This window comes from Loigolactobacillus bifermentans DSM 20003 (assembly GCF_001434575.1).
Classification (GTDB): domain Bacteria; phylum Bacillota; class Bacilli; order Lactobacillales; family Lactobacillaceae; genus Loigolactobacillus; species Loigolactobacillus bifermentans.
The window spans coordinates 113,728-126,211 of the sequence record NZ_AZDA01000140.1 but is presented as its reverse complement, the minus strand read 5'-3'; the positions used below and the strand labels follow the sequence as shown (position 1 = coordinate 126,211).

Here is a 12,484-nt window from a genome sequence, read left to right as displayed (position 1 = left end):
CCGCCCGCAAGAAACATGGCGCTGAGCCCACTTGTGCCTTCGGACTTAAATTTGTTGTTGTCATCAGAATTAGCCGTAAGCTGCTATGTAGCCTATACTTGCCGGTATCAAGTGGGCGAGCAATTTCTGTCTAAAAAATATGAATGTTGAAGCGTGCGTTAGATTATTGGCATAATAGTCTAACGCACGTTTTTTGATAGCGAGACGTTTGAAAGCCAAATGTGATTGCCTAAAATTTGATGCATATTTTTAAAGTGCCACTTAACAGATTGACTGTTATTCAAGCGTCTTGCGAGCCGTTTTAATGTTGTTTGTCATGAATCTGTTAACGGTGTACTATTCAAGCCCGGAGGAAAAGCGGGCTCAGCCGTGACGGTGATACTTGGCGATTTACCGCCTAGTAGTCACGCGAGACGGAAGAGATCCACTTTGGCGATCTTCGCCAAAGTTAGCTCTGAAGCGAGCCACAAGCGTTCCAGCCCCGCTTTTCCGGAGGGCGTTCCTCCGCGTTTTACCAAGCGCCTGCCGAATTCTGAACAAAATTAAAATCAGATTAGGGTTGACGGGATAATCTTAATGTGTTTTAATCAAAGCAAGCTTTATAAGAGAGGAATTTTGAAATGACCACACAACTTACGCAACTTAATACCTATTATTGGGGCTACTACTTTAGTTAGCGTCCGCAGCTTTGATGCGGACGCCTGGAAAACGCGTTCGCGTCTAAAGCTTAGCCACTATTGTTGTGTGCCAGCTAGACGTGAGAATCTAGCTGGGTCATTCTTTTTTTCCATACGGATAAACCGACCAGAAACCAGCTAGATGACTGCCTAGCTGGTTTTTTAGTTGCTGTTTAAAAATTGGAGGAAAAATCAATGACTGAATCGAAAGCATTACCTTACCATTCAACTGGCCTACGCGGGGAACTCACCGTGCCAGGCGATAAAAGTATTTCTCACCGCAGCATTATGTTTGGCGCCTTGGCAAAAGGCACCAGCGAATTTAAACACTTCCTATTATCGGACGATTGTTTGCACACCATTGGCGCGTTTGAAAAGCTAGGCGTTAAAATTCAGCATGATGATGAAACGGTAACGGTTGAAGGGGTGGGCTTAAATGGCTTTCGACCGAGTAAGGACACCATTGATCTCGGCAACTCAGGCACCAGCACCCGCTTGCTCATGGGTTTGTTCAGTAAACAAGGCTTTCCCATCACCTTTAGCGGAGACGCCTCGTTAAGTAAACGGCCCATGAAACGGGTGATCGCACCGTTGCAACAAATGGGAGCGCAAATCACCGCCACCGACGGGGATTACCTGCCGTTAACCATTGCCAGCAATCATCAGTTACAAGCAGTGAACATGACGATTCCAGTGGCCAGTGCCCAAGTGAAAAGCGCGCTGCTGTTTGCGGCCATGCAGGCGGAAGGCACGTCGGTGTTCACGGAATTAGCCCAAACCCGTGACCACACGGAGCGGATGTTGCAACAATTTGGCGGGCACATTGACAAGCAAGGGTTGCAGCTGACCATTGGCCAACAACCACAATTCAAAGCCCAACAATTCCGGGTGCCTGGGGACATGTCCTCAGCGGCCTTCATGATCGCAGCGGCGACCTTGGTTCAGAATAGTGAATTGCATTTGAAACAAGTGGGTCTAAATGAGACTCGCACTGGCTTCCTCAACGTGCTCAGTCGCATGGGGGCCAACATCGAAGTGGAAAAGGTGGAACCCGGCTCCGAAAGTATGGGGGACTTGGTCATTCGGCCAGCGGCGCTACATAGTACGGACGTGGGCGGAGCAGAAATTCCCAACGTCATCGACGAATTGCCCTTGATTGCCTTAGCGGCCACCCAAGCGGTAGGGGTCACCACGATTTCTGGTGCCGGTGAATTGCGGGTGAAGGAAACCGACCGCATTGCCACTGTCACCGCTGAATTGCGGAAATTAGGCGCCAACATTGTGGAAAAGCCCGATGGCATGGTGATCACCGGCCCCACACCATTGCGGCCAACCACCACGGATCAGTTGGACAGTCACGGCGATCACCGGATCGGCTTAATGCTAGCGGTGGCGGCGTTGTTAAGCCCTGAACCCTTAACATTAAATGACGCTGGGGCCATTAATGTTTCTTATCCCAGTTTCTTCCAAGACCTTGCAAACCTGCTGTAAGCACTGCCAGAAAACGCTTTCCAAAGATATTTTCAAAAAAACGCTCATTTTCATTGTTATTCAAAATATAAGGTGCTACTATGTTAAATGAAATGCAGTGTTAATTGAAATTGACAATGCGACTTTCTTTAAGGAGGAAACAACTTTATGTCTTTAAAAGCAGTAATTGAAAGTGTCAAGGCTCGCGAAGTATTTGATTCTCGTGGTAACCCAACTGTCGAAGCTGACGTTACTTTAACTAACGGTACCGTTGGTCGCGCCTCAGTACCATCAGGTGCATCTACTGGTGAACTTGAAGCAACTGAATTACGTGATGGCGGCAAGCGTTTAATGGGTAAAGGTGTTAGCAAAGCAGTTAACAACGTTAACACTGAAATCAACGACGCATTAAAGGGTGTTTCACCATTTAATCAAGCTGAAATCGACCAAATCATGATCGACTTAGACGGCACACCAAACAAAGCACGCTTAGGCGCTAACGCTATCTTAGGCGTTTCAATGGCAACTGCCCGTGCTGCTGCTAACGATCTTGGTACACCATTGTATCGTTACCTTGGTGGGATCAACATCGAATTACCACAAACATTCCATAACGTTATCAACGGTGGCGCACATGCTGATAACGGCATCGACTTCCAAGAATTCATGATCACACCTATCAAGAAAGAAAACTTCCGCGATGGGATCGAAAAGATTGCTGACACTTACCATACCTTGAAGAAGGTCTTGGAAGAAGCTGGTTTCCAAACTGGTTTAGGCGACGAAGGTGGCTTTGCCCCTGACATGAAGTCTACTGACGAAGCTGTCAGCATGCTTTACAAAGCCATCGAACAAGCCGGCTACGTGCCTGGTGAAGATATTGGTATCGCTTTGGATGCTGCTTCATCAGAATTCTACAACCAAGAAACTGGTATCTACACATTTGAAGGCCACGAATTCAACGCTGACCAATTACGTGATTACTACGTAAACGACTTATTGAAGAAATACCCAGCTATCATTTCAATTGAAGATCCTTTCTCTGAAAACGACTGGGACAACTTCGCTAAGTTCACTGAAGAAGTTGGCGACCGTGTTCAATTAGTTGGTGACGATATTTTTGTTACAAACCCAAGCATCTTCCGTAAGGGGATCAAGAAGGGTGTTGCAAACTCTATCTTAATCAAGTTGAACCAAATTGGGACTGTTACTGAATCAGTTGAAGCCATTCGCTTAGCTAAGAAGAACGGCTACACAACAATGATCTCACATCGTTCAGGCGAAACTGAAGATACATTCGTTGCTGACTTCGCCGTTGCCGTTTCTGGTGGCGAATTGAAGACTGGTGCCATGGCCCGTTCAGAACGTGTTGCCAAGTACAACCAATTATTACGCATCGAAGAAGAATTAGACGGCCAAGCCCACGTTGCTAAGTTCCCACACAACGTTGACTTTGACTAATCTTTAAATAGAAGCTTTTGAAAAACGTCGGACTGCGGTTCGGCGTTTTTTTTTTGCGTGCCGGCAAGCAAATCACCGCCATCGTGGCGGTGATTGCGGGTGAAGTTGATTAAAATCGCTATTGGGTGGGAAAAGGTGTGGCCGCCATGCCGTAAAGCTGCAAGATGCCTTGGATCAAACGATTTTGTGCGGCTGGTAAGGCGGCGAGATCAGGGAATGTAACGGTGAGTTCTTGCTGGGCATTGACGGTGATGCCCAAGGACTGTAACACCGGCTGGGCACAGGTGAGGTCAAAATTTCGCGTGGCCAGTTCATTTAAGGTATACCCATCATCACTGAGACAAAAGCCATTTTTGGTCGGGATCAGGACAAGGGCAATGTAGTCGTGCAGCGGATCGGTAAATGGGGTCTGGATCTCAATGAAATCGGGATGACTGGTAAATTTGAAATTTTGCTTGAACCAGTTGGTGTAACTGGTGTTTAGCGCGTTGACATCCATGGTATGTGCTCCTCCTTTAATGAACCTTATATGTGAAATAATTTCGGTTGACGACATTTATACGCTGTAAAAAAATAATCAGTATCAATAGGATGTTGGCATCTGATATGTCGATTCTAACAATTGAAGCTGGTAATGGCAATGCAATTGCAATGCCATCTGATCGATAATCGGCCAAGTGAATGTGGGGACAAGGTATTGCTTGATTTGCATAGGGATAATTCCCAGGTGGATTTAAATGCGTACGTCCTATTAAATCTAAACGTACTAAAATGAGATGTTGTTGTCGGAGTTGGAATGTACACTTCTCTAAGCGGTGGCCTGCCCGGTTAATATCCAATTCAAACTGCAATTGGTATGAATGAAGTGTGTAGCGAGTATGATTACCAGATCTTGGTACAATCAGGTATGAAGGCGGGTAGTCGAGATATTTCGGTAAATTAATGAGGTGAGTCAGTTGATTTGAAGACATGATATGACGTGCTCCTTTCTTAATCAGGCTATAAACGCCTGTTAATAAAAAGTACGTTAATATCATGATATTTTTTTAATGAGTGCTAATTCTGCAAAAAAGGTCTTCAACCACCATAAATATTTTTTAGCTTATCTCAATAAAAGTTTGCTCTTTCTAGCGGATGGTGCTATACTAATGTTGCCATCCCTTATAGCTATCTTGCTTAATGTAGATTTGAACAGATAGTTGGCAATCACGAACTAGCTTTCGGATTTCGCTAAGTTCTAAACGACTTTTATTGACGTGGCCGCCGGTACATTCATTGATTGTACCGGCGGTTTATTTTTTTGTGAGGCGCTCATTAAATTGGGCGCCCTTTTTTGAGCCTATTTTTAAAATAAAAAAACAGATCAGTTGCCCTGATCTGCCGAGTTATTCTCTAAAGGATAAACAAACTATAATTTGCTCCCAACAACGCTAAATCCAGCCGCCCTTTGATTAAGTTGGGGTTATCTGAGCCTCATTAAAGCGTTACCCTTCTAACACTTTTTCTAAAGCCTCACGGACAATTCGAGACACGTTAACCTGACGTTCTTTTGCCAGGTCGTTTAGATATTCAGGCAATGTGATCGTGCGCCGCACAGTTTTGGTTTTTAATGCGCGTTCTTTTTCGCGATACCAATCACTCATGTTAACCGTGATATAGACGATCGATTCATTAGCGGCTAGTGACCAATCTTTTGGATCTTGTGCTGCTGGGTAGGTTTCACCATCAAGCATGGTTGCAATTGCATCCACTGCTTCGATAGCCGCTTCTTGTCGGGTATCACCTTGTGTGACCATACCGGGAATATTAGGGCTTGTTACCGTAAAGTAGTCGCCATCATCATGGTATTCAGCGAAAATGGTGGGGTATACTAATGTTTTATCGGTCATCATGTCATCTCCTAAAACGGATGCTAATTGAACTTATTTAAGCCCAATTTGCTTGAAAATCTTTTCTTAAGTGCCTTTTCGGATTTCTTTGGAATGAAAGTTGATTTCGGTCGTTCGGCCATCCGCATGCTGATAGCGGCGGTGGCTGCCTTTTCCTTTGTGAGCGACAAGCTTAAAACCTTGCTGAAGCACAAGTTTTTCAAGCTTTTCCGGTTTCATAGGCATGTGCTTACCTGCTTTCTATACTGATATTATACATACTTTTCATTAAAGAGTAAATATTTTATGCGTATCAATTTGAATGTGTCACGGATCACCACTGAAGCCCTAAAAAAGTTGCAGACTGTGGATAATAACTATTTCCGGCAGTTGTTCACCGGTGGTTAACGTTGAAGTAATGAAATTTGTGAGCTTCTTTTTACAAAATCAGTCTTAAAAAGCGACATCGTTGTTTCTTGCTGTTTTAGCGTGTAAGCTGGCGGTAAAGGGGGCGGTGGCAGATGACCACGCGACAAGTTTGGCCAGTGATCATAGCGGCGTTAGTGCAGGAAGGGCGCACGTCTTTTAGGGCGACAGTTCCTGGGTTACCAGACGTGGTGGCCCAGGGACAAACATTTGGTGAAGCGTTGCAGAAAATTCGGCAAGCCGTGACACGGTTAACGGTTACGCCGCCAGTGGAATTTCAGCAAGATTGGCCCTTAGCGTCTAACGAGCAATTAGTGGCCTTGGTGGTTACGCCACAGCCAGCGTTACCCACAAAAGGGGTACGGCGCAACATTAGTATTCCCAGTGATCTCGACGATTGGGCGCGGCTGAATCGAATCAACGTGTCGCGCGTTACCACCAACGCATTACGGCAGTTACAAGCACTGAATTAAAACAGTGGGCTGTTTTGGTGGCGCTGACATCAGCGCTAAATCAGTGCAACAGAGACGGTTTTCCCTAATGCAGAGGCGATTTTCGCTAGCGTCTCAATACTGGTGTTGTTGCCGCGTTCAATTCGCGCAATAGTGGTTTGAGGGAGGCCCGCTTGATCCGCTAAGGTTTGTTGGCTAAGTCCAGCGGCTTCCCGGGCTTCTAAAACAGCAATGGCACTTGCTAGTTTTGCTTTTTCGGCATTGATGGCTTTACGATGACTGGCGTCTTGCATCATTTCAGCGATAAAAGCATCCAGATCGACTGTGACGGCTTCAGTGTACACGTTAAGTGTTGTGTCATCCTTTCAGTGAAACGGTTTTGTGCGTGGGTACTTGCCCTCACCATAACAGATTACAGGGCGGTAGGCCAGCGCAAAATAAGTGCTTATGATTAAATTCAAAATCAAACAGGGGACAGCCGTCAATCGCGGTTGTTCTTTTTTGTTCTCATTAGCGCTTGCAAAATAGAACACATGTTTGTATACTAGAGTTACGGCATTTGAGAAAGGAAGTTTGGCGCGATGTGGATTGATTGGCATTTAGTAAATGGGGTTGCAATGTTATTGCTGGTGTTAGGGGTGACGTTTTTATTAAGTGGTGCAGTGGGCTTTTTCATGACGAATCGGCAAGACGCGACGTTTGATCGGCAACGAAAATTTGAAGCACTTGAAAGCCAACGCTGGGCCCAAACCTTCCATTATATTGCACTCGATGTGTATCAGGCCGATGCGCGGCGCTTAATGGGAATCAACAATGGGACAACAAAAAATGTTTATTTTGTTCAATTGGCGGATGGTAGTTTGCATACTGAAGGTAGCCGAGTGATGTTAAAACCCGTCCAGATCGATTATCATTCCCAGGACTACAGTGTGTTGATGTTTCAGACTCAGCATAAGCGGCGGTGTTATCGGGTGCAATTGGACCAAGCCACCTATCAATTACTGTTAACCAGTTGGTTTAAGCCGTTACAAGCAGTGGCCTGATCAGCTTCCAATAGGATGTTAGGTAAGCTTTGGGGGCTACAAAAAAATTGGTATAAGGGAATCACTTCGTAGTGAATGATGAGAGTTTGCTCATGTGATTTTAAAAATAAAAGCGTTCAATTTTAATTTTGGAATTAAAAATACGCGCAGTTACCCGATTTTTAGCCAATGATATCGAATTCGATTTGCACTTGTTTCTAAGTTTGTGTACCATTATTCTCAGACGAAACTAATTATCATGATAGGGGTAAAGCGACCGCTTAGCGCTGTGCGTAACTTGGTATGGCAGGTCGGTTGCTATCATGATGATGTGAAAGGGACTAAACTTATGGAACGAAAATTAAGTGCACGCCAAATGCAAATGATTGCACTAGGCGGGACGATCGGTGTTGGCTTATTTATGGGGTCCACCTCTACGATTAAATGGACGGGGCCATCTGTACTGATTGCATACGGGATCGCTGGTATTTTTCTTTATTTGATCATGCGCGCCTTGGGGGAAATGTTATACGTCGATCCTGATACCGGCTCATTTTCAAAGTTTGCAACAGAATATATTCACCCGATTGCTGGGTATTTAACCGCTTGGAGCAATATTTTTCAGTTTGTCGTTGTGGGGATGTCGGAAATGATCGCTATCGGTGGGTATTTTGAGTTTTGGTGGCCAGGGCTACCGGCTTGGATTCCGGGGATCGTTGCGATTACCTTTTTAACCTTAGCCAATTTGATTTCAGTGAAAATGTTCGGGGAACTGGAATTTTGGTTTGCCTTGATCAAAGTTGTGACCATTATTTTAATGATCATTATCGGATTAGGGTTGATCGTCTTCGGGATCGGCAATCATTTCCACCCCATCGGGATCTCAAATATTTGGACCCACGGCTTCTTTACCGGTGGTTTTAAAGGCTTTATTTTTGCCTTATCGATCGTTTTGGCTTCTTATCAAGGCATTGAATTAATTGGTGTTACGGCTGGGGAAGCGCAAAATCCTCAAGAAACGTTGGTGAAAGCGATTCGCTCAACAGTTTTTCGGATTTTGATTTTCTACATTGGCGCTATTTTTGTGATTTTAAGTATTTATCCTTGGAACCAATTGAATAACGTTGGCTCACCGTTTGTGGAGACCTTCGCTAAAATTGGCATCACTGCAGCGGCATCGATTATCAACTTTGTGGTGATCACGGCGGCGTTATCAGGTTCAAATTCTGGAATCTATAGTGCCAGTCGCATGTCCTATACGCTGGCCAATAACGGTCAATTGCCAAAGCGCTTTTTAATGTTGAATCGGCATGGCGTGCCTTTTTATTCTGTCATTGCCATTTCAATTGGGATTTTCTTAGGTGTGGTGCTGGACTTTATCATGCCGCTGTTTTCAAAAGGCGCGGACAACATTTTTGTGATGGTTTACAGTTCAAGTGTGCTACCGGGCATGGTGCCTTGGTTTGTGATCTTGATCAGTCAAATCGAATTTCGAAAACAACACAAGGACAAAATGGCGCAACATCCGTTTAAAATGCCATTTTCACCTTGGTCTAATTACATCACGTTGGCATTCTTAACGGTGACATTGATCTTCATGTTCTTTAACGCTGAAACACGGATCTCGATCATGGTGGGGGCTGGCTTCTTGATTATCATGACCATCCTTTATTTTGCGAAGTTCCACGGCAAAGTCAAAGTCGATTAACGCTACTTCAAAAAGTTCGTAAGCACAGTTTGTTACTGTGAGTGCGAACTTTTTTTGTTGGCGTTATTTTTTAGGGTGTCATGTGGTTTTGTGTTCACGAATATTAGCCGTAAGCATGACAAGCTTTTAGGCAATTGTAATGTGGTTCTAGCAGGTTGTCGTTTTAAAAATAGCGACAACGCTCATCACCAACTAGGACAAATGCGCACAAAGGCCGGTTCTTTCCCCCTAAAAAAACGGCCTTGCCCCCTAGGACAAGACCATTTTTTAGTACCGCTAACTAAGCGGCTTCGGTATCGTCACCACCGAAAATCGGTGTGACTTTACGTTCGATGTAAGTCGCCGCGCGTGGGGTGGCGTAAGGATTGACAAGATCCTTTTCGAACATTTTCAGGCCGGCAATGGTGTCCATCGCGTGTTTCACGGTGGTTTCATCCAGGTCTTGGTTGGCGTAAGCCAGGCGCAAGTGCTTGGCTTTACCGACTTCATTTAAAAATTCTAAGTCTAATGTTTTCATTCAATAAACGCTTCCTTTCAATCGACATGCGGTCAGTTTTAGCAACGGGGTTCACTGCACAGCAGCACACAGCGAACACTGATTAGGCGACGGCGCCTGCTTCATGGCGTTGGTAGTTCACCACCACAGCGGCCACGTAAGTATCATCCGAAAGGTCTTCCACCACTTGGCCCAGTTGATCCAATTGGGCGTCTGTAACATCGGCTTTCACATCGTGGAAGATCCGGCTTGCTTCGGTGGCAATGTTGTCACCGGCAACTTTGATTTCAACGTTTGTTTTGATCCAATTTTTCATTGTGCAACACCTCTTGATTAGATTAGTAAGTCTGGCCAGCTTACATGTATATAAAGCCCGGCGACCTGATAAATGTGCCAACTTTTTTAAAAAAGTTTTCAGGCGGCAGCGGCGAGTTCCAACCAAACGCGCTCAGAGACTAAGATCACGGCCTCGTGAGTGCGTTGGTTTTCAATGCGCAATAGCTCGTTGTAGGCTGCAACGTCGCGGACGTAGCGGTTAAAATGGGTTTTAGCGTGGGTCACAGTGGTTTTTTCCATGATTCGGTTCCTCCTTAGGGAATGTGGGGTTTCATCGGTAACATGCCCCCATTTGGCATAGGGACTTGAACGTCAGGCTCATTTTCATACAAAGGCTCAAAGCGCATTTCAGTGGTGTGAAATGTGAAGTGCAGTTCTCCTAGGCGGCCTGAGCGGTTTTTCCGAAAAATCAAGTTGATCGGGCGCTGGGGGTTACGCTCAGCAATTGGGTCATCTAGGTACAAAAAAGCGACGCAGTTGGAATCTTGTTCAATACTGCCAGATTCTCGCAAGTCGGCTAGCTGCGGGGTGCGGTCCGGGCGTTTTTCCAGTTCACGGTTCAGCTGGGAAAATAAAATAATGGGAATGTCCAGCTCGTTGGTCAGCAGTTTCAGTTCTCGGGTAATCGCCTCGATCTCCAAACGACGATCCGTGAGCCGTTGCCGCACTCGCGTTAAAGCGGTGATCTGTAAATAGTCGATCAACGCCACGTAAGGTTCTTGGGCTTGGCGGGCTTGTTGGACGTGCTCGCGAATGACTTTAATGATTTCAGGGAGCACTAAAAATTTATCGTGGAGCCATAAATGTTGCTGAGCGAGTTGCGGCAAAACAGCGCGGACTTGCTTTTTCTCAGCCGATTTCAGTTGGGAACAAGGATTGTGCAAACGACTGACGGGAATGCCGGTGTGATAGGCCAATAGGCGTTGGAAATTTTCAGTACTGGTCATTTCCAGTGAAAAATGATCCACGTAAGCCGCCGGTTGCCGGGCCAGCACCATTTGAATGTAGTTCAGACTAAACGCTGACTTCCCGATCCCAGGGCGGGCGCCAATGGTCCACAAGGTGCCGCCCCGCAAGCCATCGCCTAAGATCTCATCCAAACCGCTAAAGCTTTTTAACCCGGCCGCTAAGGTGTGGGTCAGGCGGTGTTCGGCGGCTTTGGCCTGTTCCGACATGGTGAGTGTGGTAATGGTGGGCTGGTTCAAGCATTGGACCAACTGAGCTTGGGCCTGGAGCTTGTTCAGATTGTCGGCGGTGGGAAGTTTGGTGTAATCGTAACTGTATTGGCTAAGTAATTGCTGGTGGTAGCGGGTTTTTAAACCTTTTAGCAAACTGTTAAAGTGCTTTTGTTGGGTGATCTCAACGTGGAGCTGGCCCCACAACAAGTCATCGATCTCCCCAGGGTATTCTTGATCAAAGGCCAAACGCACCGCCACCGCGTCCTTAAAATCACCGTTCTGGTTTTGCAAAATGGTGACTAAATGCTGATACTGTAAGGCGCTACACCAAGTGGGGTCTAAGTCGATCTGCTTAATGATCTGCGGGTGACAAACCAGGTAGTTCACAACGCCAAATTCATACTCGGAGAGACTGGACAAGGGCGGTCACCTCCGCTTCGGTGGTAGTCAGGTGTTCCCGCGCCGCTTGTTTTAAAATCGCCGCCACGTCGAAATTACAAGCGACACACAAGTTGGTCAGCGCGGCTTCCGCAGTGGGGCCTTTAAAATGATGGACGTGCGGGGGAGCCGGTAAGGCAGCTTGGTAACTGGGAAACTTCGCCCCGAAAATGGTACTGGGCCGAATAAACGGTTGCATTCGCGGTGAACGTTGCCACTCGGCGCGTTTGAACTGATAGACCCGAGCCAGTGTCGCCGGGTTGTAGCCTTGTTGCAGCCAAAAAATAACGTAGCGCAGGTTTTGACCGTTATTCAGGTCAGGTTGTTCTCGGTTGAATTCAAATAACAAGTCCCGGGCTTGTTTTTTAAGGCCTTCGGTAAGGGGCACTTTGGGCAGTGGGTAGCGTCGTTCACTTTGAAACGGCGGTTGCACGTCAGTCGGCGGGGTAGCGGCCGGGATAAGCTGATGTTCCGCTTGGCGCGTGAGATAGTCCCAGTGGGAAACGTAAATAATGTGTGCCTTCACGGTGATCAGCTGCAGGCTGTGTAGTAGGTCTAACGCGTGTTTCAGCGTGCGCGGATTGGGCATGTAGGTCAGTTGACCGATGGCCTTCATGGTGTAAGGCTGGGTTCGTGAGTGGGAAAACCGCCCGTGATCGTTGATCCGTTTTGCTTCGATCAACAACCGCAGCCATAAGTAATGCGCCGGGTAGCGCACACGACTGTGGTCACTGAGTAGCTGACGATATTCTGGTAATCCGATCAAACGGTCTAAGTGCAGGTAAATTGCCAAACAAAACAGCTCCTTTATTTTTTTCTCTTTACGCTTATATAAAACCCGACCCCCCCTGAAGCGTGCCAACTTTTTTTATTACATTTGTGTTACAAGTCGGCTGAGCCTTGGTGTAACAGCGTTTAAGCGCCTTTCAAAAAAACAGGAAATGAACCGATC

15 protein-coding genes are annotated in these 12,484 nt (G+C 46.2%); 5 read left to right on the top strand and 10 right to left on the bottom strand.

Translation table 11 applies throughout. The features are described from left to right. Positions 1 to 872 precede the first annotated feature (872 nt). Complete coding sequence (gene aroA, locus FC07_RS14845) at positions 873 to 2,168, top strand: 3-phosphoshikimate 1-carboxyvinyltransferase (protein WP_057905857.1); 1,296 nt, start codon at positions 873 to 875, stop codon at positions 2,166 to 2,168. Positions 2,169 to 2,315: 147 nt separating this feature from the next. Continuing rightward, complete coding sequence (gene eno / locus FC07_RS14840) at positions 2,316 to 3,608, top strand: phosphopyruvate hydratase (RefSeq protein ID WP_057905856.1); 1,293 nt, start codon at positions 2,316 to 2,318, stop codon at positions 3,606 to 3,608. 118 nt (positions 3,609 to 3,726) lie between these two features. Here the strand turns inward: eno and FC07_RS14835 are convergent, their stop codons facing one another. From FC07_RS14835 to FC07_RS14825, 4 genes are all read right to left on the bottom strand, one after another. Further along, on the bottom strand, positions 3,727 to 4,107 hold the full coding sequence (locus tag FC07_RS14835) for a DUF1828 domain-containing protein (protein ID WP_057905855.1): 381 nt from the start codon (positions 4,105 to 4,107) through the stop codon (positions 3,727 to 3,729). Positions 4,108 to 4,123: 16 nt separating this feature from the next. Then, positions 4,124 to 4,579 carry a DUF6978 family protein gene (locus FC07_RS16425; protein WP_420814205.1) on the bottom strand — a complete coding sequence of 152 codons (456 nt, stop codon included), beginning with the start codon at positions 4,577 to 4,579 and terminating at the stop codon, positions 4,124 to 4,126. Between the two features lie 513 nt (positions 4,580 to 5,092). Beyond that, positions 5,093 to 5,497, bottom strand: a complete 405-nt coding sequence (locus tag FC07_RS14830) for a type II toxin-antitoxin system HicB family antitoxin (protein WP_057905854.1) — start codon at positions 5,495 to 5,497, stop codon at positions 5,093 to 5,095. Between the two features lie 66 nt (positions 5,498 to 5,563). Then, a complete protein-coding gene (locus FC07_RS14825; protein WP_057905853.1) occupies positions 5,564 to 5,722 on the bottom strand; it encodes a type II toxin-antitoxin system HicA family toxin in 159 nt (52 codons plus the stop codon). Between the two features lie 275 nt (positions 5,723 to 5,997). On the opposite strand from FC07_RS14825, the gene FC07_RS14820 reads away from it, so the two are divergent. Then, entirely contained in the window at positions 5,998 to 6,375 is a 378-nt protein-coding gene (locus FC07_RS14820) for a type II toxin-antitoxin system HicB family antitoxin (protein WP_057905852.1), read from the top strand. Between the two features lie 35 nt (positions 6,376 to 6,410). On the opposite strand, the gene FC07_RS14815 is transcribed toward FC07_RS14820, so the two are convergent. Further along, positions 6,411 to 6,650 carry a helix-turn-helix transcriptional regulator gene (locus FC07_RS14815; RefSeq protein WP_083483361.1) on the bottom strand — a complete coding sequence of 80 codons (240 nt, stop codon included), beginning with the start codon at positions 6,648 to 6,650 and terminating at the stop codon, positions 6,411 to 6,413. A 285-nt stretch (positions 6,651 to 6,935) separates the two neighbouring features. Here FC07_RS14815 and FC07_RS14810 point away from each other — a divergent pair, with 285 nt between their 5' ends. Both FC07_RS14810 and FC07_RS14805 read left to right on the top strand, forming a co-directional pair. Next, on the top strand, positions 6,936 to 7,397 hold the full coding sequence (locus tag FC07_RS14810; protein ID WP_057905850.1) for a hypothetical protein: 462 nt from the start codon (positions 6,936 to 6,938) through the stop codon (positions 7,395 to 7,397). A gap of 328 nt (positions 7,398 to 7,725) precedes the next feature. Then, complete coding sequence (locus FC07_RS14805) at positions 7,726 to 9,084, top strand: amino acid permease (RefSeq protein WP_057905849.1); 1,359 nt, start codon at positions 7,726 to 7,728, stop codon at positions 9,082 to 9,084. 280 nt (positions 9,085 to 9,364) lie between these two features. Here the strand turns inward: FC07_RS14805 and FC07_RS14800 are convergent, their stop codons facing one another. The 5 genes from FC07_RS14800 to FC07_RS14785 all read right to left on the bottom strand — a co-directional run bounded on the left by FC07_RS14800 (position 9,365) and on the right by FC07_RS14785 (position 12,325). After that, entirely contained in the window at positions 9,365 to 9,601 is a 237-nt protein-coding gene (locus FC07_RS14800) for a DUF2922 domain-containing protein (protein ID WP_057905848.1), read from the bottom strand. Positions 9,602 to 9,683: 82 nt separating this feature from the next. After that, entirely contained in the window at positions 9,684 to 9,896 is a 213-nt protein-coding gene (locus FC07_RS14795; RefSeq protein WP_057905847.1) for a DUF1659 domain-containing protein, read from the bottom strand. A gap of 98 nt (positions 9,897 to 9,994) precedes the next feature. Next, positions 9,995 to 10,156, bottom strand: coding sequence for a hypothetical protein (locus tag FC07_RS15955; protein ID WP_155797785.1), 162 nt, complete (start codon positions 10,154 to 10,156; stop codon positions 9,995 to 9,997). 14 nt (positions 10,157 to 10,170) lie between these two features. Continuing rightward, on the bottom strand, positions 10,171 to 11,514 hold the full coding sequence (locus FC07_RS14790; protein WP_057905846.1) for a DnaB-like helicase C-terminal domain-containing protein: 1,344 nt from the start codon (positions 11,512 to 11,514) through the stop codon (positions 10,171 to 10,173). Then, positions 11,492 to 12,325, bottom strand: a complete 834-nt coding sequence (locus tag FC07_RS14785) for a conserved phage C-terminal domain-containing protein (RefSeq protein WP_057905845.1) — start codon at positions 12,323 to 12,325, stop codon at positions 11,492 to 11,494. The genes FC07_RS14790 and FC07_RS14785 overlap by 23 nt, the downstream gene beginning before the upstream one ends. Positions 12,326 to 12,484: the final 159 nt, after the last annotated feature.

Coding starts and splice junctions, on each gene's coding strand:
- FC07_RS14830 (WP_057905854.1), bottom strand. CDS start 5,497: ATGACCGATAAAACATTAGTATACCCCACCATTTTCGCTGAATACCAT.
- FC07_RS14815 (WP_083483361.1), bottom strand. CDS start 6,650: ATGATGCAAGACGCCAGTCATCGTAAAGCCATCAATGCCGAAAAAGCA.
- FC07_RS14805 (WP_057905849.1), top strand. CDS start 7,726: ATGGAACGAAAATTAAGTGCACGCCAAATGCAAATGATTGCACTAGGC.
- FC07_RS14825 (WP_057905853.1), bottom strand. CDS start 5,722: ATGCCTATGAAACCGGAAAAGCTTGAAAAACTTGTGCTTCAGCAAGGT.
- eno (WP_057905856.1), top strand. CDS start 2,316: ATGTCTTTAAAAGCAGTAATTGAAAGTGTCAAGGCTCGCGAAGTATTT.
- FC07_RS16425 (WP_420814205.1), bottom strand. CDS start 4,579: ATGTCTTCAAATCAACTGACTCACCTCATTAATTTACCGAAATATCTC.
- aroA (WP_057905857.1), top strand. CDS start 873: ATGACTGAATCGAAAGCATTACCTTACCATTCAACTGGCCTACGCGGG.
- FC07_RS14795 (WP_057905847.1), bottom strand. CDS start 9,896: ATGAAAAATTGGATCAAAACAAACGTTGAAATCAAAGTTGCCGGTGAC.
- FC07_RS14820 (WP_057905852.1), top strand. CDS start 5,998: ATGACCACGCGACAAGTTTGGCCAGTGATCATAGCGGCGTTAGTGCAG.
- FC07_RS14800 (WP_057905848.1), bottom strand. CDS start 9,601: ATGAAAACATTAGACTTAGAATTTTTAAATGAAGTCGGTAAAGCCAAG.
- FC07_RS15955 (WP_155797785.1), bottom strand. CDS start 10,156: ATGGAAAAAACCACTGTGACCCACGCTAAAACCCATTTTAACCGCTAC.
- FC07_RS14810 (WP_057905850.1), top strand. CDS start 6,936: ATGTGGATTGATTGGCATTTAGTAAATGGGGTTGCAATGTTATTGCTG.
- FC07_RS14835 (WP_057905855.1), bottom strand. CDS start 4,107: ATGGATGTCAACGCGCTAAACACCAGTTACACCAACTGGTTCAAGCAA.